Annotated in this window: 15 protein-coding genes; 7 read left to right on the top strand and 8 right to left on the bottom strand. The window is 68.2% G+C overall.

The genetic code is table 11. From position 1 onward, the window contains the following. The 6 genes from PV762_RS02570 to aat all read right to left on the bottom strand — a co-directional run. Positions 1 to 1,627 (bottom strand): autotransporter-associated beta strand repeat-containing protein (locus PV762_RS02570; RefSeq protein ID WP_421033457.1); only part of this gene is annotated, 1,627 nt, incomplete at its 3' end. 272 nt (positions 1,628 to 1,899) lie between these two features. Next, the gene (locus PV762_RS02575) at positions 1,900 to 3,942 is read right to left on the bottom strand and encodes a glycosyl hydrolase family 18 protein (RefSeq protein WP_421033458.1); all 2,043 of its coding nucleotides are present in this window, start codon (positions 3,940 to 3,942) and stop codon (positions 1,900 to 1,902) included. A 55-nt stretch (positions 3,943 to 3,997) separates the two neighbouring features. Then, positions 3,998 to 6,634 carry a chitinase C-terminal domain-containing protein gene (locus PV762_RS02580; RefSeq protein WP_421033459.1) on the bottom strand — a complete coding sequence of 879 codons (2,637 nt, stop codon included), beginning with the start codon at positions 6,632 to 6,634 and terminating at the stop codon, positions 3,998 to 4,000. A 597-nt stretch (positions 6,635 to 7,231) separates the two neighbouring features. Next, positions 7,232 to 7,702, bottom strand: a complete 471-nt coding sequence (locus tag PV762_RS02585) for a hypothetical protein (protein ID WP_421033460.1) — start codon at positions 7,700 to 7,702, stop codon at positions 7,232 to 7,234. Positions 7,703 to 7,814: 112 nt separating this feature from the next. Further along, positions 7,815 to 8,540, bottom strand: a complete 726-nt coding sequence (locus tag PV762_RS02590; protein WP_331613610.1) for an arginyltransferase — start codon at positions 8,538 to 8,540, stop codon at positions 7,815 to 7,817. Positions 8,541 to 8,544: 4 nt separating this feature from the next. Further along, positions 8,545 to 9,315: a leucyl/phenylalanyl-tRNA--protein transferase gene (gene aat / locus PV762_RS02595; protein WP_421033712.1), complete on the bottom strand. Its 771-nt coding sequence runs from the start codon at positions 9,313 to 9,315 to the stop codon at positions 8,545 to 8,547. A 58-nt stretch (positions 9,316 to 9,373) separates the two neighbouring features. On the opposite strand from aat, the gene PV762_RS02600 reads away from it, so the two are divergent. The 4 genes from PV762_RS02600 (at position 9,374) to PV762_RS02615 (ending at position 12,242) form a co-directional block, all read left to right on the top strand. Further along, positions 9,374 to 9,727 (top strand): ArsC family reductase, encoded by a 354-nt coding sequence (locus tag PV762_RS02600; protein ID WP_421033461.1) that lies wholly within the window; start codon positions 9,374 to 9,376, stop codon positions 9,725 to 9,727. Between the two features lie 13 nt (positions 9,728 to 9,740). Continuing rightward, on the top strand, positions 9,741 to 10,427 hold the full coding sequence (locus PV762_RS02605) for a riboflavin synthase subunit alpha (RefSeq protein ID WP_421033462.1): 687 nt from the start codon (positions 9,741 to 9,743) through the stop codon (positions 10,425 to 10,427). Positions 10,428 to 10,864: 437 nt separating this feature from the next. Further along, a complete protein-coding gene (locus PV762_RS02610; protein ID WP_421033463.1) occupies positions 10,865 to 11,251 on the top strand; it encodes a hypothetical protein in 387 nt (128 codons plus the stop codon). A 46-nt stretch (positions 11,252 to 11,297) separates the two neighbouring features. Continuing rightward, positions 11,298 to 12,242: a CsgG/HfaB family protein gene (locus PV762_RS02615; protein WP_421033464.1), complete on the top strand. Its 945-nt coding sequence runs from the start codon at positions 11,298 to 11,300 to the stop codon at positions 12,240 to 12,242. A 7-nt stretch (positions 12,243 to 12,249) separates the two neighbouring features. On the opposite strand, the gene PV762_RS02620 is transcribed toward PV762_RS02615, so the two are convergent. After that, on the bottom strand, positions 12,250 to 12,672 hold the full coding sequence (locus tag PV762_RS02620; protein ID WP_421033465.1) for a YciI family protein: 423 nt from the start codon (positions 12,670 to 12,672) through the stop codon (positions 12,250 to 12,252). A 199-nt stretch (positions 12,673 to 12,871) separates the two neighbouring features. After that, positions 12,872 to 15,607: an aconitate hydratase AcnA gene (acnA, locus tag PV762_RS02625; protein WP_421033466.1), complete on the bottom strand. Its 2,736-nt coding sequence runs from the start codon at positions 15,605 to 15,607 to the stop codon at positions 12,872 to 12,874. Positions 15,608 to 15,995: 388 nt separating this feature from the next. Between acnA and PV762_RS02630 the strand changes: the two genes are divergently transcribed. The 3 genes from PV762_RS02630 to PV762_RS02640 all read left to right on the top strand — a co-directional run bounded on the left by PV762_RS02630 (position 15,996) and on the right by PV762_RS02640 (position 19,441). After that, the gene (locus PV762_RS02630) at positions 15,996 to 17,336 is read left to right on the top strand and encodes a class I SAM-dependent methyltransferase (RefSeq protein ID WP_421033467.1); all 1,341 of its coding nucleotides are present in this window, start codon (positions 15,996 to 15,998) and stop codon (positions 17,334 to 17,336) included. Positions 17,337 to 17,464: 128 nt separating this feature from the next. Further along, complete coding sequence (locus PV762_RS02635) at positions 17,465 to 18,343, top strand: flagellin (RefSeq protein ID WP_421033468.1); 879 nt, start codon at positions 17,465 to 17,467, stop codon at positions 18,341 to 18,343. A 117-nt stretch (positions 18,344 to 18,460) separates the two neighbouring features. Continuing rightward, positions 18,461 to 19,441, top strand: a complete 981-nt coding sequence (locus tag PV762_RS02640) for a hypothetical protein (RefSeq protein ID WP_421033469.1) — start codon at positions 18,461 to 18,463, stop codon at positions 19,439 to 19,441. Positions 19,442 to 19,482 lie beyond the last annotated feature (41 nt).

Below are 19,482 nucleotides of genomic sequence, written 5' to 3' on the forward strand. Positions count from 1 at the left end.
CGGCGCCGAAGCTCCCCGACGTCCCCATCACGGTGCCCGCGCTGATGGTCGTCGTGCCTGTATACGTATTGGTGCCAGTCAAAGTCAGCGATCCGCTGCCTTGTTTTGTCAAGCTGCCAGTTCCGGAGATCGTGCCCCCGAACGTCTGGTTCGATGCATCGCCGACGACAAGGGCCGCCGATCCTGTCCGGATCGCGGTGCCCGCCACGCCGCTGAGTGCGGAGATGGTGGTGGTGTGCGTTGCGGCGGAGAGGTCGAGCGTTCCACCCGAATTGCCCAGCTCGACTGCGCCGGCTGTCAGCGTGCCGCTGCCGCCGACCGCCAGTGTGCCGCCGCTGACCTGAACGGTGCCGCTCAACTGCGCATTGGCATTGAGCGTGAGTTGCTTGCTACCCTCCTTGATCAACGAGCCTGAGCCGGTCAACGCCTGCTTCAGCGTGCCGTCGGCGGTCGAATTTAGGCGCAGGGTGCCATTGTCCCGGATGGCGCCCGTGCCGAGGGACACCAGCTGTGCCTGGACTTCACCCGCCTGGATGTTGAGCCCGCCGCCGAAGGTATTGGTGCCGGACAAGATCAGCGTGCCGGCACTTGCCTTCGTGAGACCGCCGGTGCCCGTGATCGGGCCGCTGAAGGTGATCGGCTGCGAGGCGGTGCTGATGGTTGCCGAGCCGTCGAGCAGCAGCCAGTTGTTCATTGCGGCCACCGGGTTGTCCGCCGAGATCGTCGCGGTGGCGCCGCTTCCGACCCAGAGGGCGCCGTCGATCACTGATCCCGATCTCAGCCGCAACGTGTTGTTGCCGCCGGTCCAATGGATGGCGGCACCGTCTTCGCCGGCCTCGGCGGCGTCGCTTCCCGTTCCCCCGCCGGCCTGGCCGGTTCCGCCGCGGATGACGCCGCTGTTGAAGATCGTCAGCGATGCGCCCTCGACCCCGTGGCCGCCGCCGCCGCCGCCGGTCGAGCCTGAACCGGCCGACCCGGTGGCTCCCACCCCGCCTGCGCCACCTTGGATCTGTCCGAGGTTGGTCAGTGTCCCCCCGGCGGACATGACGATGCCGTCGCCTCCACCGCCTGCACCGCCCTTGCCGCAGCCGGTACAGCCCGAGCGGCCCGCATCACCGTTGCCGCCTTTGCCGCCGGCCAGCGAGATGCCTGCATTGACGGTGATGTTGCGAGCACCGATGACAAATGCGCCGGCACCGCCACCGCCACCCGCAGTGCCGTGAAAGGGATTGCCTCCTCCGCTCCTTCGTGCGGTGGTGCCAGAAACGCCATTGCCCCCTTGCCGGCTGGTGGTCAACGACGCGTCGGTGCTGATGGTTTGACCGACGCTTCCCCCACTGGCGGTGGGACTGCCATAGCTGGAGCCGGTGCCGCCGTTGCCGTTGACGGCTGACGCCCTCCCGGCGCCAGCGCCTGCCGCGCCGGCTTGCCCGCCACCGTTTCCGCCGGCACCGCTGGTGGAACCGTTGCCGTTGCCGCCGGCCCCTGGGGCGACACCGTCTGTCTCAGACGCGAGCGCTGGCTCCAGCATCGCCAGGGACAGCACGAGGGCAGCAACGGCCTGAGCCACGCGCGTCACGTTGACGTTCGCCGCAGTGCGGCGGTTGAATCGGTAGTCGGTCGACATCTGAAACTCCAATCAGCGAAGGGGCGCATCGTCGAAGCCGCAGCTGCCAAAGGCGATCATTCATCCATGTAAAAAAAGCGCGTGGCCTCCCTAAGGTTTGCTCTTCTGGCGAATTTCTTGAATAGATCCGCGAACAATGTCGCGTCGTCTGGACCAGTCGCCGACCTGTGACAGTCATGCCATGGCAACAAAAAAGGCCTCGCGAGGCGTCGCGAGGCCTTGGGGGAGCCGGCACGGGGCCGGCCCGATGAAATGACGGAGAAGCGGCGGGGTTACTTCAGCCCGGCGCCCATCGCCTTCGACAGCGACGCCGTCGGATCGTCACCCGAGAACTCCCAGAAGAACGCGCCGCCGAAGCCCTTGGACTTCACGTAGGCCATCTTGATGGCGATCGTGGCCGGCGTGTCGAAGCTCCAGAAGGTCGAGCCGTTGTAGATCCACTGCGCCTTGCTGACGTCGTCGACCCGGCTGGTGTAGCCCTGCAGGTTCTTCAGGACCTTGTAGTCCTCGTTGCCCGCCTCGTAGGTGCCCGGGGCCGGCGTGCCGCTCTGGTACAGGCCGTTGTTGACGTTGGGGACGTTGGTCCAGCCGCGGCCGTAGAAGCCGATGCCGACGTTCAGCTTCGAAGCCGGCACGCCCTTGTCCAGGAAGGCCTGCATCGCGTCGTTGGTGTTGTACTTCTTCACGTCACCCGTCGACGGGTCGTTCGCCGGCGCGTACAGCGCCGAGTGGAACCCGGTGATCGTGTCCCAGCCGCCGTGGAAGTCGTACGTCATCACGTTGATGAAGTTCAGGTACGGATGGATCTTGTCCGGGTCGTACGCCCGCACCTTGTCCACGCCGGCGCCCGAGGCGATCGACAGCAGCAGGCCCGGACGCACCGCGTCGAGCTGCTTGCGGAACTCGGCCAGCAGGCCGGTGAAGTTCTCGCGATCCTCCGCGGTGCCGCAGGCCAGCCCGCAGGCGTTCGGGTATTCCCAGTCGAGGTCGATGCCGTCGAACACGCCGGCCGCCGCGCCCGTGCCACCCGCGCCGTCCGTCACCGGCACGTTGCCCTTGATGTAGGCGTCCACGCAGCTCTTGACGAAGTTCACCCGGTTCTCTGGACGCGCCGCGCTGGAGAAGCCGCGCGACCAGGTCCAGCCGCCCAGCGAGATCAGCACCTTGATCTTGGGGTACTTGGCCTTGAGCTTCTTGAGCTGGTTCCAGCTGCCGCGCAGCGGCTGGTCCCAGGTGTCGGCCACGCCGTCGACGCTCAGGTCGGCGCCGTAGGACTTGCCGTAGTCGGCGAAGGCGTCGCCGCCTTCCCCGGTGGACTCGTTGCTCGGGATGATCTTGCCGACTTCGCAGACGTTGTTGCGGACGTTGCCGAACGCGTAGTTGATGTGCGTCAGGTTGGCCGCCGAGCCGCTGGTGTCGATGTTCTTCACGTGGTAGTTGCGGCCGTAGATGCCCCACTGCGCGAAGTAGCCCAGCAGCACCTTGTCGCCGGCGGTCTGCGTGTCGGTCTTGACCGTGATCGGCGCCGACGGCTGCGAGGTGCCCGCCTGGTTGAAGGCCGAGACCGTGAAGGTGTAGTTCGTGTTGGCCGTCAGGTTGGTGACGCTGGCGCTGGTGGCCGCGCCCTGCGCGACCTGCGTCGAGCCCTGGTTGACGCGGTATTGCACCGTGCAGTTCGGGCCGGCGGCGACGGCGTTCCAGGCGAGGTTGACGCTGGTGGCGCTCTTGGACGGCGAGCTCAGGCCCGACGGGGTCGACGGCGCCGCGGCGCAGGTGCCGTTGCTGGCGGTGCTGGTCAGCAGCGAGCTGCTCAGGCCGGAGACGTTGCCCGCCTTGTCCTTGGCGCGGACCTGGTAGCTGTACGAGGTGCCCGCCGACAGGCCCGAGTCGGTGTACGTGGTGGCGGTGGGCGAGGCGATCAGCGAGCCGCCGCGCAGCAGCTCGTAGTTGTTGACGCCGCTGCCGGCGTCGGTCGAGGCGCCCCAGCTCAGCGTGATGCTGCTGCTGGTGATGCCGCTGGAGGTCAGGCCCGAAGGCACGGTGGGCGGCGTGGTGTCGGTGCCGCCGCCGGTGCAGGCGCCCAGCGACTTCCACACGTCCCATTGGCCGGAGTGGGTGGAGGGCGCCTCGTTCTGCGTCCACCACTTGGCCTGGTAGGCGATGTTGCCCTGCTTGGCGAAGCTGTTGGAGGTGCCGGTGTAGATGCCGGCGGACGTCCATTCGGGCACGTTGGTGCAGTCGTAGGCGTGTGCCGTGCCGGCGGCCATCGCGGCGGCCAGGGCGATGCCGCCGAGGCGGACCATTTGTCTCTTCATGTCGAAACTCCTGTGGGTCAAAGGGGGTGGTGGGGAGGTCTCAGGAGGCCCGCGCTCATCGCGCGGCCGAAGTCTTGGCTGTCGAGGCCGTGGAGGCTTTCGCTGCCGGCGCGGCGGCGGGCACCGCGCCGCGACGCGCTTCCTGCGCCAGCGCGTAGCTGCGGCCGTTCACGGTGACGGTCCAGTTGCTGGGAATCGTCGACGGCAGGAAGTAGTTGATCGTCAGCGTCACGCTGGCGCCGGGGGCCAGGCTCTGCCACGACGGCAGCTTGAAGCTGGCGCGGTGGAAGTCGTTCTTCAGGCCGCCGATGTTGTTGCCCGCGGGATTCGAGCCGTTGCTGATCACCGTCAGGCCGAAGCCGCTCTGGTCCGTCACCGTCGAGGGGATCGCGGTGGGGACGTCGAACTGGAACTCCGTGCCGCCGGGCAGCGTGGTCGTGCTGTTGTTGGTCAGCGTGAGCTTGGGCGTGATCGGGTAGTTGCTGTCGCCGAGCGCGAAGCCGCCCAGCGCGTAGCCGATGTCCAGCGTTTCCGCCGGCAGGGCCACCGGGGTCAGCCGGTTGCCGTAGGCGCCGGCCGTCTTCAGCTTGTTGAACAGCAGGCTGGTCAGCGTGTTGCCGATGAAGTACTCGTTGCGGGCGGTGTCGAAGGCGTAGTCGCCGGCGAACTCCCAGAACATCACGCCGCCGATGCCGCGGTCGGCCACGTACTGCGCCTTCACGCCCAGCGACTGCTCGTCTTCGGTGCTGATGAAGACCTTCTTCTGCGCGTTCCACAGCCAGGGCGCGACCAGCGTCGCGTCGTAGTTGCGGACGTAGGAGCCGGTCAACTGGTCGGCCGGGTTGGTCGCCGGATTCAGGCCGTAGGCGGCGAGGTAGCTGCCCGCGCGGCCGGAGGCCAGGTTCATCGCGTGCCACATCGGGTTGGAGCCGGCGGGCACTTCCTTGCTGGACACGTCCAGGTCGTGCCAGAGGTTGTCGATGCCGACGGCGCCGTTGCCGCACTTCTGCACGGTGCCGCCGCCGGTGCCGGCCGGGCACTTGCTCTGGTCGGGCAGCGCCGCCTGGCCCCACAGGCCGTTGGTGCCGCCCGTCACGCCCTGCCAGCCGCGGGTGTAGTACGGCACGCCGATGTTGATGCGGCCCGCCGGCATCGCGCCGCGGAAGTAGTGGTACGCCCAGTCGGTGTTGAGGTAGCCGATGCGCGCGTACTGCGTGGCGGTGTAATAGCTCCACGCGGTGAGTTCCGCATCCTTGCCGTCGTCGTACAGCGCCGCGTTCGGGCCGACGAACTGGTTCCACGCCCCGTGCAGGTCGTAGCTCATGATGTTCACGTAGTCCAGGTATTGCGTGACCTGGAAGGCCTCCATCCCGCGCAGCAGGTAGGCGGAGGAGGGCGCCGCGATCGTGAGCATGTAGTGGCGGGCGTCGGCCTGGCTGGCGGTGTCCAGCTTGGCGCGCAGGGTCCGCATCAGCACGACGTAGTTCTTCATCAGCGCGCCGCGTCGGGCGTTGCTGACGGCGAAGTCCACCGGGTTGCCGGCGTTGTTCATGCTGGTCGGGTACTCGTAGTCGATGTCGACGCCGTCGAACCCGTATTGCCGCAGGAAGGCCACCGCCGAGTCCGCGAACGCGTTGATGCCGGCCGTGTTGGTCGAGCCGTCCGCGTTCGTCGTCATCGTGTAGAAGCCGCCCGTCTCGGCCCAGCCGCCGACCGAGATCAGCGTCTTGACGTTGGGGTACTGCTTCTTGAACTTGTTGAGCAGGTTGAAGTGGCCCTTGTACGCATAGGCCGGGTCCATCTCCGCGCCCGCGACGCCGGGCCAGGTCAGGCCGGTGGCGGGGTTGGCCGCGTCGGCGGTGCTGCCGACCGAGAGCTTGTTGGCCGCGTCCACATGCGCGAACGCGTAGTTGATGTGCGTGACCTGACCCCATGGGATCTGGTGCGCGAGGAACGCGGGCTGGCCGGTCTTGCCGGTGCGCCAGCTGGTGAAGTAGCCGATGATGCGGCGCGGCTTGTCGGCGCCCATCTTCTCGCGGCCCTGGTCGTCGTAGACCTTGCAGTAGGCGGGCGCGGTGCCGGCGGTGGTCGTCAGACCCTCGGGGCGGCAGCGCTCGTCGCCGGTGACCTGGCCCCGCACGGTGATGCGCAGCGCGACGGTGTCGGTCGTCGCGCCCTGGTCGTCGGTGGCGCGGGCGGTGATGTCGGCCACGCCCGCGCGGGCGGTCCAGCTCACGCTGAACGGCGCGGTGGAGTCCTCGGCGACCAGCGCGCCGTTGACGTAGAAGGCGACCTTGGCGACGGTGCCGTCGCTGTCCGCGGCGGTCGCGGCCAGGGTGACCGTGTCGCCCGCGGTGGGGGAACTGCCGGCAGTCGGCGAGCTCAACGCCACCGTTGGCGGCCTGTTCGTGCCGCCTCCGCCTCCCCCGCCGCCGTCACAGGCGCCCAGCACCTTCCACACGTCCCACTGGCCCGAGTTGGTCGCCGGCGGGTTGTTCTGCGTCCACCACTTGGCCTGGTAGGCGCTGCCGCCGGTCTTCACGATCGCGTTGCCGCTGTAGGCGGTGGCAGCGTTCCAGTCGGCGACGCCGGTGCAGTCGTAGGCCATCGCCGAGCTGCCGGCGAAGGCCAGCACCATCGGCATCAGCCACGGCATCATCGGGTGGGGATGGGCACAAGGACGATGTCTCATCGGGGTCTCCTGGTCATGTTGTCGTTGTCTTCGGACACTGCGGGATGAGCGCCGCCGCGCCTGGCGACTGCGATGCAGCGCGGCGGGAACGGTCGGGGCTCGGGCAGAAAAGGCGCCGGTCGGTTCAACCGGCGAAGACGGCAGCCGCTCGGGCACGGCCGCCGGGGACCGGCATCAGACGGGCGTCAAGGACGTCAAGGGCTTCAAGCCGGCCACTCGGGGGCGGCGGGGCGGATCAATGGCAACGCGGCGGCGTCAGCGGCAGGGGAAAGGGCGCGTGCAGGCATGGCAGTCACTCCTTGCAGGTCGACGTGCGATCCGCCGGTGGCGTCCGACGGAGGGCGTGCGGTTCGCAACCGCGGCGTCTAGGAGATCGGTACCGCTGCTGATCTCATAGTGGTATGCAATGTAGATACCACTGACGAGCGAATCATTCAGGTTAACCCTTGGGCGTCAGGTAACGTGTCGTAATGATGTCGTCAATGACGTGTATGGGCGTCAATTGATGCAAATGGCAGGGAAAACCGGTACGACCGGTGAGCGACTGCGTAAAAACCAGTGTGGGACCAATTTTTGCCGAACGGGCTGGAGAGGGGTTCAGTATTCGTGCGAGAAACGGATCCGAACCCCCTGCGCCCGCGGCGCGAGGGAGAACTTCGAGTGCCCGTCGTTGAAGCGGGCACCGAAGCCGATGAAGGTGCGGGTGTCGGTGGGCGTGGCGCCTTGCGCCCGCAACAAGGCGGCGGCGAAGGCGTCGCCGGGGACGCGGTTCCCGTTGGCGCTGCCGGGCGCGGAGACCGGCACGAGGCCGTAATGAAGCGATGACCACCACGGACCCTTGTGGAGCGCCGAGGATCCGTCGCGGCCGGACAGTCGCGGCGACTCGGGATTGGGCGGCTGGAGGCGGTAGTCGGCGTGCCACGGGTCGCGCAGTGATTCGGGCAGCGCCGTCGAGGCTTGAGCCTCGGCCGCGCCCATGATCAGGATCAAGGGCGCAATCGCTGGCGTGATGCGGGTCGACAGGCGCGCGAGGACGCCGAAAACGGGCTGGCAGAGGGGGGTGCACATGGGATCACTCGTCCATTCAAGGGAACGGGGTGTGATCCTGGAATCGGCCCGACGGGCCGGCAATGACACCGATGTGTGGCCTTCCGACCTCGATGAGGGGGTATGAAGGGCGTCAGCGCTCGATGCGTGACCAATGTCCGTCGCGCAGCAGCTCGTGCGGCAGGAAGCGGGCCTTGTAGGCCATCTTGTCGCTCTGGGCGATCCAGTAGCCCAGGTACAGATGCGGCAGGCTGAGGTCGCGGGTCTGGCGCAGCTGCCACAGCACGTTGTAGGTGCCGTAGCTGACGTTGGCCTCGGGCTCGTAGAAGGTGTAGACCGCCGACAGCCCGTCCCCCAGGATGTCAAGGATGGAGACCATCTTCAGCGCGCCGTCGGGCTCGCGGAATTCCACCAGCCGTGAGTTCACCCGGCTCTGCAGCAGGAACTGGGTGTACTGGTCGACGCTGTCGTGATCCATGCCGCCGCCGCTGTGTCTGCCGGCCTGGTAGCGCAGGTAGAGCTGGTAATGCTCGTCGCTGTAGCCCAGTCGCATGACGCGCGCCTGCAGCGCCTGATGCTGCGTCCAGGCGCGGCGCTGGCTGCGGTTGGGGTGGAAGTCCGCCACCGGGATGCGCATCGGCACGCAGGCCTTGCAGCCGTCGCAGTAGGGCCGGTAGGTGAACATGCCGCTGCGCCGGAAGCCGGCGGCGACCAGGCTCGAATACGCGTCCGCGTGGATCAGGTGGCTGGGCGTGGCGACCTGCGAGCGCGCCTGGCGGTCGCTCAGGTAGCTGCAGGGGTAGGGCGCAGTCGCGTAGAACTGCAGCTCGGCCAGCGGGAGTTCCTTGGGGTGCGTCACGGGCTCAGGGCGAGTCGTTCAGGGAGTCGTTCAGGGCGTCGCTCAGGCCCAGGTGGGCCCACAGCCGCGGATGATAGGACCAATCTCCTGGCGCAGGCAGGCCGGTGTGCGCGGCGAGGTGCGCCTCGAACGCCTCGCGGTCGACCGGCGCCGCGCCCAGCGACGCCAGATGGGCGGTCTGCTGCTGGCAGTCGATCCAGGGGATGTCGAACTCCCGGCACAGACAGATCAAGGCGGCGAGCGCAATCTTGGAGGCGTCGGTCCTGCGCATGAACATCGACTCTCCGAAGAACATCCGGCCGAGGTTGACGCCGTACAACCCGCCGGCCAGTTCGCCGTCCATCCAGGTCTCGACCGAATGCACGGTGCCTTCGCGCGCGAGCCGCAGGTAGGCCTGCTGCATCTCCGGCACGATCCAGGTGCCGTCCTGGCCGTCGCGCGAGGTGCTGGCGCAGGCCTTGAGCACGATCTCGGCGGCGTGGTCGACGCGGATCTCGCAGCCCGGCGTGCGGATGAACTTCGCGACCGTCTTGCGCAGCGAACGCGACAGCTTGAAATCCTCCGTCCGCAGGACCATGCGCGGGTCGGTGGTCCACCAGAGGATGGGCTGGCCTTCCCCATACCAGGGGAAGATGCCCCGGGCGTAGGCCGCCCGCAATCGGGCGGGCCTCAGGTCGCCGCCGGCCGCGAGCAGCCCCGGAGCGTCGCTGCGCGGCCCCAGCGCGCGGCGGGTCGGCGGGAAGTCCAGGGAGTCATCGTCGAGCCAGGGGATCATCCGCTTCATGGTAGCGTGCCGCCTTCCTTCCACGCCCGCCGGCGACCCCCTCGTTCCCATGATCACCCTCTACGGCATCCCCAACTGCGACACCGTCAAGCGCGCCCGCGTCTGGCTCGACGGACAGGGCCTCGCGTACCAGTTCCACGACTACAAGAAGCAGGGCGTGCCCGCGGCGAAGCTGCCGCAGTGGATGGCGGCACTCGGCTGGGACCAGGTGCTGAACCGCGCCGGCACCACCTGGCGCAAGCTGGACGACGGCGTCAAGGCCGGCGTCACCGATGCGGCGAGCGCCGCCGCGCTGATGGTCGAACAGCCCAGCGTGATCAAGCGCCCCGTCGTCGAATGGGACGACGGCCGGCTGAGCCTGGGTTTCTCGCCCGAGCTGTTCGCCTCCCACGCCCCGCGTTGATCGGAGACCCGCCATGTTCACCGGCATCGTTCAAGGCATCGCGCAGGTCGCGGCCATCACCGACAAGGACGGGCTGCGCAGCTTCACGCTCGACTTTCCCGAGGGCTTCTGCCAGGACCTGGAGATCGGCGCGTCCGTCGCCTGCGACGGGGTGTGCCTGACGGTCACCGCGCTGAAGGGCGACCGCGAGGCCGACTTCGACGTGATGCTCCAGAGCCTGAACCTCACGGCGCTGGGGCAACTCGGCGTCGGCGGCCGGCTCAACGTCGAGCGCGCCGCGAAGGAGGGCGCCGAGATCGGCGGCCATCCGTTGTCGGGTCACGTCGACTTCATGGCGCGGGTCGAGGTCATCCGCCGCCCGGCCAACAACCATGTGATCCGCGTCGCGGTACCGGCGCCGTGGATGCGCTACATCTTCGCCAAGGGCTACATCGCGGTGAACGGCGCCAGCCTGACGGTGGCCGAGGCCGGCCGCAACCCCGACGGCTCGGGCTGGTTCGAGGTCTGGCTGATTCCCGAGACGCTGCGCATGACCACCTTCGCCGACAAGGGCGAGGGCGCGCCGCTGCACATCGAGATCGAGCGCCAGACGCAGGTGATGGTGGACACCGTCCGCGACGCCGTGGCGGAGAAGATCGGCGCGCTGATGCCGGCGCTCAAGCTGTTCGCGCAGGAGCGGGGCCTGGACCTCGGCCTGTAGAACGCATAGGCGATGCCCCCGCATTCGCCATCCCTACAACACCAGATGACCTAAGTCATGCGCGCGGCGCTGAGCGCCCGCGCGACGATCGAACGAAAGTCCCGGCGGCCGTCCCGGCCGCGCGCGGACGGCGACGCCCGGGAGGGGGAGCGCCGACTTTCTCCCGTATCCATCGGCCTTCGCGCTGCTCCCCGCCAAGCCGCGCCGTTGTTGACGATCGCGGGGACAGGACTTGTCGTGCGCTGTCCGCCGGCAGTACCTCGTGCGAGGTATGGATCAAGGGTGTGGCGGATTGCGCAATCCGCCATCCCATCAACGTGGGAGTCACCCGTACCACCACGATGGGGGCCTCGCTTTTTCGCCGGGAGGCGCCTAACAATCCGCCACATTCCTTCTGGAATCGTTTGATTTCGGAACACTCTCGTAAGGAGAAACGAATGTTGGCCAGAGGCCTGATGGTCGCCGGAATGCTTGCCGCGTCGCTCGCGGCGGTCGCCCAGGTGCCCTACGTGTTCAGCTACAACCCGGGCCCGTCCCGCGGCACGAAATGGGTGGCCAAGGCCTCCGACGGCGATGCCGAAGGCGCGGCCTCCGTGGTCTCGTCCTCGCCGCGTCCGGTGTGGGCGCGGGTCTGCTACACGATCGGCCCGTCGGACAGCACCATTTCCGTCTACGCGCAGACGCGCAATGAAGAAGCGCGCGCCTTCGAGATCGCCTGGGGCGGATGCAGCGACGTGTTCGGCACCAGCATCTGGATCGGCAATCCGCATGGCCAGCCGGTCGGCGGCTATTACGGCGTCGCGCCGGCCACGCCCCTCGATTGACCCCCCCCCTGAGTTTCCGCTCCCAAGAACGTCCCTGGAGGATTCCATGCTCGCCACTTCCCGCCTCGTTTCGTCGTCCAGCCTCGTGCTGAAGTCCGCCCTGATGCTGTCGCCGCTGCTGCTGGCCGGTTGCCTGGCCACCGCGCCGACGATGGGCGAGAACAAGGGCACTGTCTCCGGCGCCGCCGGCGGCGCGACCGCCGAGAACCAGAACAGCAAGCTCGAGCATTGCGACGAGACGCTGGGCACGCTGACCATCTTCGAAGACACCAACGCCCCGTGGTGGTCGCAGCTGCGCGACCGCCAGCTGGGCTCGACCACGCCGGTGCTGCGCCTGATGGTCCAGCAGTCCAACTGCTTCGTGATCGTGGAACGCGGCCGCGCCTTCGCCAACATGGAGCGCGAGCGCGCGCTGATGCAGTCCGGCGAAACGCGCGCCGGCAGCAACTTCGGCCAGGGCCAGATGGTCGCGGCCGACTACACGATGAGCCCCGAGATCCAGTTCTCCGGCAAGACCGGCGGCGGTGGCGGCGGCATCGGGACCGGCGCGATCGGCCTGTTGACCGCGGTGGCGGCCAACATGAGCACCAACGAAGCGGCGACGACGCTGCTGCTGGTGGACAACCGCTCCGGCGTGCAGATCTCCGCCGCGGAAGGCACGGCCAAGAACTTCGACTTCGGCTTCGGCGGCGCCAGCTTCTTCGGCAACGCCGCGATCGCCGGCGGCGCGTACGGCAAGACCCCGCAGGGCAAGGTCATCGTGACCGCGTTCGCGGACTCGTACAACCAGATGGTCAAGGCGCTGCGCAACTACAAGGCGCAGCAGGTCAAGGGCGGCCTGGGCGCCGGCGGCCGACTGGGCGTGTCCGGCGGCACGACCGCGGCGTCCAAGGAAGTCGACCAGGCCGCGGCGCCCGCGAAGGCGGCGCCCAAGCCGGCCGCCAAGCCGGCGGCGAAGAAGCCCGCGACGACGACGCCGACGACGAAATAAGTCGCCGTCACTTCTGCTCGATCTGCGCGCGCAGGCGCTCTTCCTGCTCGCGCAGTTCGGGCGTGAACGCCTCCCCGAAATCCTCGGATTCAAAGATCTGACGGATCTCGATGTCGGAGTCGGTCACCTGCGGGTTGGGGCACTTCCTGACCCACTCGATCGCCTCCTGCAAGGAGGCGCACTGCCAGATCCAGAAGCCGGCGATCAGCTCCTTCGTTTCGGCGAAGGGGCCGTCGATCACCGTGCGCTCCTTGCCGGAGAAGCGCACCCGCGCGCCCTTGCTCGACGGCTGCAGGCCGTCGCCCGACAGCATGACGCCGGCTTTCACCAGTTCCTCGTTGTACGCAAACATGGCGGTGATCAGCTCCGTGCTGGGCATCTCGCCCGCTTCGCTGTGGCTGTCCGCCTTGACGATGACCATGAATCGCATGTCGCTCTCCTGACGCTGTGCTGATGCAGTTCTGAAAATGGAAGAGGGTGGACGTCCCATCGTCGACTCAACGAATCGACGAATGGCTCGTCTCACCCTCACGACGGTTGGCTGACGCCGCTTTCGACATCGTCGACAGCGGCGTCAGCCCTTTCTTCAGCGACTTCAGTGGCGGATCAGCGGCGCTGGTGCGCCTCGATCACGCGGCCAGCAGCTGGCGCAGCACGTAAGGCAGGATGCCGCCGTGCCGGTAGTACTCGACCTCGATCGGCGTGTCGATGCGCAGGATCAGCGGGACGCGGCGTTCCGGCGCGACACCGTCGGCCGCGCGGATGACCAGCGTCGCCTCGGACTGCGGCTTGATCTCGTCGCCGAGTTCGATGTCGATGACCTCGTCGCCCTTCAGGCCCAGCGATTCCCAGGAATCTCCCGGACGGAACTGCAGCGGCAGCACGCCCATGCCGACCAGATTGGAGCGGTGGATGCGTTCGAAGCTCTTGGCCACGACCGCCCCGATGCCCAGCAACTGCGTGCCCTTGGCCGCCCAGTCGCGGCTGGAGCCGGTGCCGTATTCCTCGCCGGCGAAGATCACTGTCGGCGTGCCGGCGGCGATGTAGCGCATCGCCGCGTCGTAGATGAACATCTTCTCGCCGCCGGGCTGGAACAGCGTCAGGCCGCCTTCCTCGCGCGCGCCGTCCGGCTTGGCCGGAATCATCAGGTTCTTGATCCGGACGTTGGCGAAGGTGCCGCGCATCATGACTTCATGGTTGCCGCGGCGCGAGCCGTAGCTGTTGAAGTCGGCCTTGAGCACGCCCTTGTCCTTGAGGTAGGCGCCGGCGGGCGAGACCTCCTTGATCGAACCGGCCGGGGAGATGTGGTCGGTGGTGATCGAGTCGCCGAACAGCGCCATGATGCGCGCGCCCTTGACGCCGGCTTCCTGCGCTTCGGGGATCTGGGTGAAGTTGCCGAAGAAGGGCGGCTGCGCGATGTAGGTGCTCTTGGGCCAGCCGTAGACCTGCCCGGTGCCGCCCTTGATCTTCTCCCACAGCTTGCCCGGCTCGGCCTTGACCTTGCCGTAGTTGGCGCGGAACGCCTCCGGATTCAGCGCCAGCTTCAGCAGCGCGTGGATCTCGTCGCTGGTCGGCCAGATGTCGCCCAGGTACACCGGCTTGCCGCCCGTGCCCAGGCCGACCGGTTCCGTCATCAGGTCGCGCGTCACGTTGCCGGCGATGGCATACGCGACCACCAGCGGCGGGCTGGCCAGGAAATTGGCCTTGATGTTGGGGTGGATGCGCGCCTCGAAGTTGCGGTTGCCCGACAGCACCGCGGCGCAGACCAGGTCGTTGCCGGTGATCGCCTCGTTGATCTCGGGCGTCAGGTCGCCGGCGTTGCCGATGCACGTCGTGCAGCCGTAGGCGGCCACGGAGAAGCCCAGCTTCTCCAGGTAGGGCAGCAGGCCGGCGTTCTGGAGGTATTCGGTCACGATGCGCGAGCCCGGCGCGAGCGAGGTCTTGATGTGCGGCTGGACCTTCAGTCCGGCCTCCACCGCCTTCTTGGCCAGCAGGCCGGCGGCCAGCATCACGCTCGGGTTGGACGTGTTGGTGCAGGAGGTGATTGCGGCGATCAGCACGTCGCCGTTGAAGAGGTCCAGACCCTTCTGCGCGCCGCCCACCGGGAAGGACTTCGGCAGCTTGTCGACCGGCTGGTTGAAGCCGTTCTCCGCCACGGGCCGGGTGAACAACGAGGCGAAGGTCTTGGCCAGGTCGGTGATGACGATGCGGTCCTGCGGGCGCTTCGGGCCGGCCAGCGAGGGCACGACCGTGCCCAGGTCCAGCGACACCACCTGGCTGAAGCGGATGTCGCCCGCCTGGGGGACGCCGAACAGGCCCTGGGCGCGGAAGTAGCTCTCGAAGGCCTCGATCTCGTCGGTCGTGCGGCCGGTGCCCTTGAAGTAGTCGATGGTGCGCTCGTCGACGGGGAAGAAGCCCATCGTCGCGCCGTACTCGGGCGCCATGTTGCCGATGGTGGCGCGGTCGGGGACGGACAGCGAGGCCGTGCCCTCGCCGAAGAACTCGACGAACTTGCCGACCACCTTGGCCTTGCGCAGGATCTCGGTGACGGTCAGCACCAGGTCGGTGGCGGTGACGCCCTCGCGCAGGCGGCCGCTGAGCTCGAAGCCCACGACGTCCGGCGTCAGGAAATAGACTGGCTGGCCGAGCATGCCGGCCTCGGCCTCGATGCCGCCGACGCCCCAGCCCACCACGCCCACGCCGTTGATCATCGTCGTGTGGCTGTCGGTGCCCACCAGCGTGTCGGGGTAGTAGACGCTGTCCTTGCCGGCGCCGCCGGCGGTCTTGTGCACGCCGCGGGCGAGGTACTCGAGGTTGACCTGGTGGACGATGCCGAAGCCGGGCGGGACCACGCCGAAGGTGTCGAAGGCCTGCATGCCCCATTTCATGAACTCATAGCGTTCGCGGTTGCGCTCGAACTCCAGCTTCATGTTCAGGTCCAGCGCCTTGGGGCTGCCGAAGTGGTCGATCATGATGGAGTGGTCGACGACCAGGTCCACCGGCACCAGCGGTTCGATCGTCTTCGGATCCTTGCCCTGCGCCTGGGCGACGTTGCGCATCGCGGCCAGGTCGGCCAGCAGCGGCACGCCGGTGAAGTCCTGCAGCACCACGCGGGCGACCACGAAGGGGATCTCCTCGTTGCGGGGCGCGTTGGGCTGCCAGTTGGCGAGCTGCTCGACATGCTCCTCGGTCACGCGCTTGCCGTCGCAGTTGCGCAGCACCGATTCGAGCACCAGCCGGATCGAGACCGGCAGCTGGTTCACGTTGGGGAAGCGCTTGGCCAGCTCGGGCAGCGAGTAGTACTTGCCGCTCTTCCCGGAGGCGGTCTTGAAGCTGGCGACGGTGTTGGCAAATGCATGGGGCATGGCTCACTCCTTGGCTTTTGGGGTCCTGGCGCGCTCCTGGCATCCGGGGAGGCGGGACGGTTTCTCTGAGGGCGATGGGGTAGGGGTATCGGGGCTGATTGTGGCCTCGGGCGGCGCGCTTGTGATGACTCCTTCGGGCGAGCTTGTGCGAGGGCGCAACGCCCCCCGTCACACCCCCTTCAGCCTGGCATCCCCCACCCCGTCCAGCGGGAAACCGGCAACTCACGGGCCCGCAGCCGGCATCAATGTCCCCAGTCCGGGCGGGGCGTGGAGGCATTGGCTACCATCGCCGCAGGACTTCAAGGCCGCCTGCACCCGGGCCGACAAGAACTGACCCTGGGGCGCATCCGACCAACCTTCTTTCGCAGCTTTTCCGGACGAGGGACCCATGGACCAGGACCTGCTGTCGCCCACGTCGAGCGCCGCCCCCCGGGCGATCGATGTGATCTCCGACGCCGCCGGCGCGCCGCCGCTGCCGCCCGCCGGATTGACGCTGCTGCAGCGCCTGTTCTCGGCCTATCCGGGCAGCGTCGGGCTGCGGCTGGGGCACTGGGCGACGCGACTGGGCCGGCAGGCGCACCAGCCGGCCGAGTTCACCCTGGTCCTGAACGAGCCCACCGCGCTGCGGCGCCTGCTGCTGGGGCGCGACCCGCTGCGTTTCGCCGAGGCCTACTTCTCCGGACAGATCGACGTCGAGGGGGACTTCTTCGCCGCGCTGCAACTCAAGGACCACCTGCCGGAACTGACGCTCTCCTGGAGCGACCGCCTGCGCCTGGCCGTGCGGCTGCTGGCGCCGGTGCCGCCCGCGACCGACGCGGCGCTGCGCGCCGACGGCGTGCGCCGCCACACGCGGGCCGAGAACAAGGCCGCCATCGCCTTCCATTACGACCTGTCCAACGACTTCTACGCGCTGTGGCTGGACCCGGCGATGGTCTATTCCTGCGCCTATTACGAGACCGACGACACCCCGCTGGCGCGCGCCCAGTGGTCCAAGCTGGACCACATCTGCCGCAAGCTGCGTCTGCAGCCCGGCGAGGAACTGCTGGACATCGGCTGCGGCTGGGGAGCGCTGGTGATGCATGCGGCGCGTCATTACGGCGTGAAGGCCATCGGCATCACGCTGTCGGAACGCCAGCGGGCGCTTGCGCGGGAGCGCGTCGCCGCGGCGGGTCTGCAGGGGCAGGTGGAGGTCCGACTGTGCGACTACCGGGACATGACGGGCCAGTTCGACAAGATTGCCAGCGTCGGCATGTTCGAGCACGTCGGCCTGAAGAACCTGCCGACCTACTTTGCCAGCGTGAACCGGCTGCTCAAGCCGGCGGGGCTGTTCCTGAACCACGGCATCACCCATGAGGAGGACGGCTGGGGGCAGGCCTTGTCGTCGACGTTCATCAACCGCTACGTCTTTCCGGACGGCGAGCTGGACCGGGCGAGCAACGTGATGCGGGTGATGGAGCAGGAGCAGTTCGAACTCCACGACGTCGAAGCGCTGCGCATGCATTACGCGAAAACGCTGCGTGCCTGGGTCGCGACGCTGGAGGAGGGCCACGACCAGGCGCTGCAGTACGTGGACGAAGCGCATTACCGGATCTGGCGCCTGTACATGGCGGCCTCGGCGCTGGAATTCGAAACCGGCGAACTGGGCCTGTACCAGATCCTGGCCAGCAAGCGCGATGGCGGGCCGGCGCCGGTGCCGTTGACGCGGCGCTACATGTACGAGGTGAGGTAGGCGTTTTTTCTCCCCCCGCATTTAAGTCGCCCGGACAACCGGTCGTCTTGTGAGTGGGAGGGCAGCTCAAGCCCTTCGATCAACGAAGCGCCCCGGCGCTTGCCCACACTCTCAAGGAGCGAATCACCATGTTGAGCCTGCACACCAATGCCTCGGCCCTGTCGACCCAGAACTCGCTGAGCTCGACGCAGAAGAGCCTGGCCACGTCGATGACCCGCCTGGGGACCGGCTTCCGCGTCAACTCCGCGATGGACGATGCGGCCGGCCTGCAGATCGCCACGCGTCTGGACGCTCAGACCCGCGGCATGGCCGTGGCCCAGCGCAACACGCAGAACGGCATCTCGATGCTGCAGACCGGCGAAGGCGCGCTGAACGAAGTCAGCAACATCCTGCTGCGCATGAAGGACCTGGCGACGGAAGCCTTCTCGGCCTCGTCGACCGCGACCGACAAGACCGCGATGCAGGGCGAGTACGACGCGCTCGGCACCGAACTGACCAACATCATCAAGAATACGTCCTTCGGCGGCACGCAGCTGTTCTCGGACGGCGCCACCATCGACGGCACGCTGGGCAAGATGTCCGCCGCGATGAGCTTCCAGATCGGCGCCTCGGCCGGCGAATCGATGTCGGTGGACGTCAGCACGCAGCTGACCGCGCTGACGACGGCGCTGGGCACGGTGTCGACGCAGTATGCCGCCACGCCGGCCGCCGGCACCGAACTGTCGGCCGCGACGAACGCCATGCTGACCACCATCGGCGGCGCGATCGACAAGGTCGGCGAACTGCGCGCCTCCTTCGGTGCGGCGGCCAACCGCCTGGACCATGTCTACAACAACCTGCAGAACATGAGCACCAACACGGCCGCCGCCAAGGGCCGGATCATGGACACGGACTACGCCGCCGAATCGTCGACGATGACGACCAAGCAGATGCTGATGCAGTCGGGCACGGCGATGCTCAAGCAGAGCAACAGCATGTCCGGCCTGGTCATGTCGCTGCTGGGCTGATGACCGCGGGGCGCGCCGCGCGGCGCGCCCGACGACATCGACGCAAGGGCTGGACGGCAACGTCCGGCCCTTTCCTTTTTCAACGGCAGGCGGAACGGCCGCGCGAGGCGGGGGCACATGGCGGGATCGACATCGAATGCCGGCGTGGTCGGCGGCGTGAGCGGCATCGGCGCCGTCGGGCGGCTGCAGGCGTCGTTGCGCGATGTCGGCGGACTGGCGCCCGGCGCGGTGCTGCGTCTGTCGGGCGGCGGCGACCGCAACGGTGGCGGATCCGCCTGGCGGCTGGAGTCGCTCGACAGCGGCGAGATCATGACGCTGATCGAGCCGCCGCTGGACGACCTGCTGCCGGGCGACCAGGTGCTGCTGCGCGTGCGGGCGGTGATGCCGCGGATGGAGCTCGAAGTGATCGAGCGCCGCCGGGATCCCGCCAATGTCGGTGCGGCTTCCCCCAACGCTGGCGCTGCCGGGAGGCGTGGCGATGGCGCGATGCCCAGCGCCTGGGGTCAGCTGTCCGCCTTGCGGGTGGACCTGGCGCAATGGCGGCGGCAGCTCTTGACCGCGATCGTCGAGACCCCGCCGGCGCGCACGCCGGCTGGATTGGTGTCGGCCTGGACCCTGGCGCTGGCGCACGGCCAGGTGCCCGTGGGGCCGGGCGGTGAGCCGCTGTGGCTGCTGCCGATTCCCTATTGGGTCCGGCGAGAGGGCCGGGACCCTGGCGACCCGCCAGGACGGTCTTCCGGCCCCGGATCGTCGGCCCGCCATGACGACGCGCCGCATGCGCCGGCCGCATCCGCGCCCGGCGAGGAGCCCGCGCTGAGTCTCCTCCTGCGCTGGCGCGCAGAGGCCGTCGGCCTTCAGCTCCAGGGCACGCGCGCGGCGCTGGAACTGACGGTCCTGGCCGAACACGACCACGTGCTGACGGCGCTGCGCGGCGAGTTGCCGCGCGTGGTCGCGGCACTGGTGCGGGCGGGTTTCCGCCTGCAGCGCCTGGGCTGGCGCAAGCAGCCCCTGTGGGTCCCGGTGGATCCGTCGCCGCCGATGCGTTCGGACACGGCCTTGCTGACGGCGGCCGCCGAACTGGTGACGGCGCTGGGGTAGGCCTCCAGGCTGTCAAGCCGCTCATGGGAGGTGTGGCGCGT

Source organism: Mitsuaria sp. CC2 (assembly GCF_048957715.1).
Lineage (GTDB): Bacteria > Pseudomonadota > Gammaproteobacteria > Burkholderiales > Burkholderiaceae_C > Roseateles.

Bases quoted from the DNA above. Each gene is read 5' to 3' on its own strand.
- PV762_RS02575 (WP_421033458.1), bottom strand. From the start codon at position 3,942: ATGAAGAGACAAATGGTCCGCCTCGGCGGCATCGCCCTGGCCGCCGCG.
- PV762_RS02580 (WP_421033459.1), bottom strand. From the start codon at position 6,634: ATGAGACATCGTCCTTGTGCCCATCCCCACCCGATGATGCCGTGGCTG.
- PV762_RS02585 (WP_421033460.1), bottom strand. From the start codon at position 7,702: ATGTGCACCCCCCTCTGCCAGCCCGTTTTCGGCGTCCTCGCGCGCCTG.
- aat (WP_421033712.1), bottom strand. From the start codon at position 9,315: ATGATCCCCTGGCTCGACGATGACTCCCTGGACTTCCCGCCGACCCGC.
- PV762_RS02600 (WP_421033461.1), top strand. From the start codon at position 9,374: ATGATCACCCTCTACGGCATCCCCAACTGCGACACCGTCAAGCGCGCC.
- PV762_RS02605 (WP_421033462.1), top strand. From the start codon at position 9,741: ATGTTCACCGGCATCGTTCAAGGCATCGCGCAGGTCGCGGCCATCACC.
- PV762_RS02610 (WP_421033463.1), top strand. From the start codon at position 10,865: ATGTTGGCCAGAGGCCTGATGGTCGCCGGAATGCTTGCCGCGTCGCTC.
- PV762_RS02615 (WP_421033464.1), top strand. From the start codon at position 11,298: ATGCTCGCCACTTCCCGCCTCGTTTCGTCGTCCAGCCTCGTGCTGAAG.
- PV762_RS02620 (WP_421033465.1), bottom strand. From the start codon at position 12,672: ATGCGATTCATGGTCATCGTCAAGGCGGACAGCCACAGCGAAGCGGGC.
- acnA (WP_421033466.1), bottom strand. From the start codon at position 15,607: ATGCCCCATGCATTTGCCAACACCGTCGCCAGCTTCAAGACCGCCTCC.
- PV762_RS02630 (WP_421033467.1), top strand. From the start codon at position 15,996: ATGGACCAGGACCTGCTGTCGCCCACGTCGAGCGCCGCCCCCCGGGCG.
- PV762_RS02635 (WP_421033468.1), top strand. From the start codon at position 17,465: ATGTTGAGCCTGCACACCAATGCCTCGGCCCTGTCGACCCAGAACTCG.
- PV762_RS02640 (WP_421033469.1), top strand. From the start codon at position 18,461: ATGGCGGGATCGACATCGAATGCCGGCGTGGTCGGCGGCGTGAGCGGC.